Source organism: Planctomycetota bacterium, assembly GCA_026387035.1.
GTDB lineage: Bacteria > Planctomycetota > Phycisphaerae > FEN-1346 > FEN-1346 > JAPLMM01.
Genome location: JAPLMM010000299.1, coordinates 1 through 2,346 on the forward strand (window position 1 = coordinate 1; position 2,346 = coordinate 2,346).

3 protein-coding genes are annotated in these 2,346 nt (G+C 68.9%); all 3 read left to right on the plus strand.

Features of this window, described 5'->3' with window-relative positions:
• The first annotated feature begins 28 nt into the window (after nucleotides 1–28).
• From NTX40_11375 to NTX40_11385, 3 genes are read left to right on the plus strand one after another with little or no spacing between them, the layout of a single operon-like run.
• Complete coding sequence (locus tag NTX40_11375; GenBank protein MCX5649675.1) at nucleotides 29–262, plus strand: hypothetical protein; 234 nt, start codon at nucleotides 29–31, stop codon at nucleotides 260–262.
• 2 nt (nucleotides 263–264) lie between these two features.
• Nucleotides 265–846 (plus strand): 4Fe-4S binding protein, encoded by a 582-nt coding sequence (locus NTX40_11380; protein ID MCX5649676.1) that lies wholly within the window; start codon nucleotides 265–267, stop codon nucleotides 844–846.
• On the plus strand, nucleotides 843–2,180 hold the full coding sequence (locus NTX40_11385; GenBank protein MCX5649677.1) for a 4Fe-4S binding protein: 1,338 nt from the start codon (nucleotides 843–845) through the stop codon (nucleotides 2,178–2,180). The genes NTX40_11380 and NTX40_11385 overlap by 4 nt, the downstream gene beginning before the upstream one ends.
• The last annotated feature ends 166 nt before the right edge of the window (nucleotides 2,181–2,346 follow it).

Below are 2,346 nucleotides of genomic sequence, written 5' to 3' on the forward strand. Positions count from 1 at the left end.
TCCGAACCGGAGCGAAAGGAGTAGGGCGATGCGCAGGCAAGACGGATGCGACGAAGGCAGGCGCGCCTTTCTGCGGGACGCCGTGCGGTATCCCGCGCTGGGGGCGCTCGGGCTGATGGCGGCGACCATGGCGCGGCGCGAAGAGCCGCTTGATGCCGAGGGGAAATGCACGATTGCAGAAGCCTGCCGCCGGTGCCCGGCCCGCGAGAAATGCCGGCTGCCGCAGGCGGAACAGGCGAGGCAAACCTCCGACAGGTTCTGACAATGGCGAAAGAGGAAAAGGGACTGTCGCGCCGCGAACTCCTGCGGCGCCTCGGCATGGGAACGGGCCTCGTGGCCGTCGCCGGGACGGCCGCCGCGCTCGCCGGCCGCACGCGGCGCGGAGACACGGTCTGGCAAATTGACCCCGCGAAGTGCATCCAGTGCGGCAACTGCGCGACGTACTGCGTCCTGGAGCCCTCGGCCGTCAAGTGCGTCCACGCCTTCATGCTGTGTGGATATTGCGAATTGTGCTTCGGCCACTTTCAGCCGGGCGTCGAGCCGCCGCGCACCCTGGACGTGGCGGGCGCGGAGAGCCAGTTGTGCCCGACGGGAGCGATCAAGCGGCGGTGGATCGAGGGGCCGCTCTACGAGTACACGATTGACGAGCCTCTGTGCATCGGTTGCGGCAAGTGCGTCAAGGGATGCACGCTGCACGGCAACGGGTCGCTGTTTCTCCAGGTTCGGCACGACCGGTGCCTGAACTGCAACGAGTGCTCGATAGCGGCGGCGTGCCCGTCGGGCGCGTACACTCGCGTGCCCGCCGACAAACCCTACCTCCTGAAAGGCAAGGATACCAAGCGTTGAAGCGCCGCGTCCTGCTGGCCGTCCTCGCCCTTCTCACCGTATCCGCCGCCCTGCCGGCGGCGGAGCGCGGTGCGCAGCCACCCCCGGCGCAATTTGAGAGCGGGTACGAGCGGCCGACGGTCGAGAACCCTGAGCCGCGCGCCGACGCGTTCGATTATGTGGACGTTGCGGTGCTGGCCGTCGCGCTGGCCCTGGCGTCGTGGCTGGCACTCAGGGTTCGGTCGCGAGCGTGGATTTTCGTCGTGATGCTCGGCGCGCTCGCGTACTTCGGTTTCTGGCGCGGCGGGTGCGTGTGCCCGATCGGCGGGATTCAGAACGTCGCGCTCGCGCTCGGGGATTCCACCTACGCCATCCCCCTGGCCGTGCTCGCGTTCTTCCTCCTGCCGCTCGTCGCCGCGCTCTTTTTCGGGCGAGCGTTCTGCGGGGCCGTCTGTCCCCTCGGGGCCGTTCAGGACGTCGTGCTGGTGCGGCCGGTGAAGGTGCCGGCCTGGCTCGAGCACGCCTTGGGTCTCCTGGCGTATGTGTACCTCGGGGCGGCGGTGTTGTTTGCGGCCACGGGGTCCGCGTTCGTCATCTGCCGATACGACCCGTTCGTCTCGATCTTCCGCCTCGTGCCGATCTTCCGTTCCGAGAGCCTGATGGACGCGGTGCGCGGCAGCATGACGATGCTGATTCTTGGGGCGAGTTTTCTGGTGATCGGCCTTTTCGTCGGGCGACCGTATTGCCGCTACCTCTGCCCTTACGGTGCGGTGCTGCGGATCTTCTCGCGGGCGTCGCGCTGGCACGTCGCCATCACGCCGGACGAGTGCGTCGAGTGCCGCTTGTGCGAGGACGCGTGCCCGTTCGGGGCGATTCGCAAACCCGCCCCGCCGCCGACGGGTCCGCGGACGGCGGGTAAAGGCCGGCTCGCGGCGCTGGTCGTCGCGCTGCCGATCCTCGTGGGGCTGGGCGTCGGACTCGGCACGCGGGCGGGTCCGGCGATGGCCTGGATGCACGACGCGGTGCGCCTGGCCGACCGGGTCCGCCTCGAGCAGGAAGGCAAGGTCGAAGGCACGACGAACGCAAGCGATGCGTTCTATACGACGCGCCGGCCGGCCGAGGAACTCTACCGCGAGGCCGCGGGCATCGTCGGCGATTTTGTCTGGGGCGGCGGAGCGCTCGGTGCCTGGGTGGGCCTCGTCCTGGGCGCGAAACTCATCCATCTCTCCGTCCGCCGAACGCGGACCGACTATGAACCGGACCGCGCGACGTGCCTCGCCTGCGGGCGGTGCTTCGCGTACTGCCCCAAAGAGCAGGCCCGGCGGGCGAAGAAGGACACGCAGGAAGACGGATGACGACAGAGAGACGAAACCCGTTTGACTCCCGCCGGCGAGCCGGAGTCGCCTACGCTGTTGCGTTGGGCGCGGCGATCGTGGCCGGGGCGTTCTCGCTGGCGGTCGGCGTCGAACTCGTCGCGCACTGGGTGGCGAGCCAGCGGTGGGACCCGTTTGATTCCCAGGA

What these genes read in the sequence shown, in the direction of transcription:
- NTX40_11375 (MCX5649675.1), top strand. Translation starts at nt 29, where the DNA reads ATGCGCAGGCAAGACGGATGCGACGAAGGCAGGCGCGCCTTTCTGCGG.
- NTX40_11380 (MCX5649676.1), top strand. Translation starts at nt 265, where the DNA reads ATGGCGAAAGAGGAAAAGGGACTGTCGCGCCGCGAACTCCTGCGGCGC.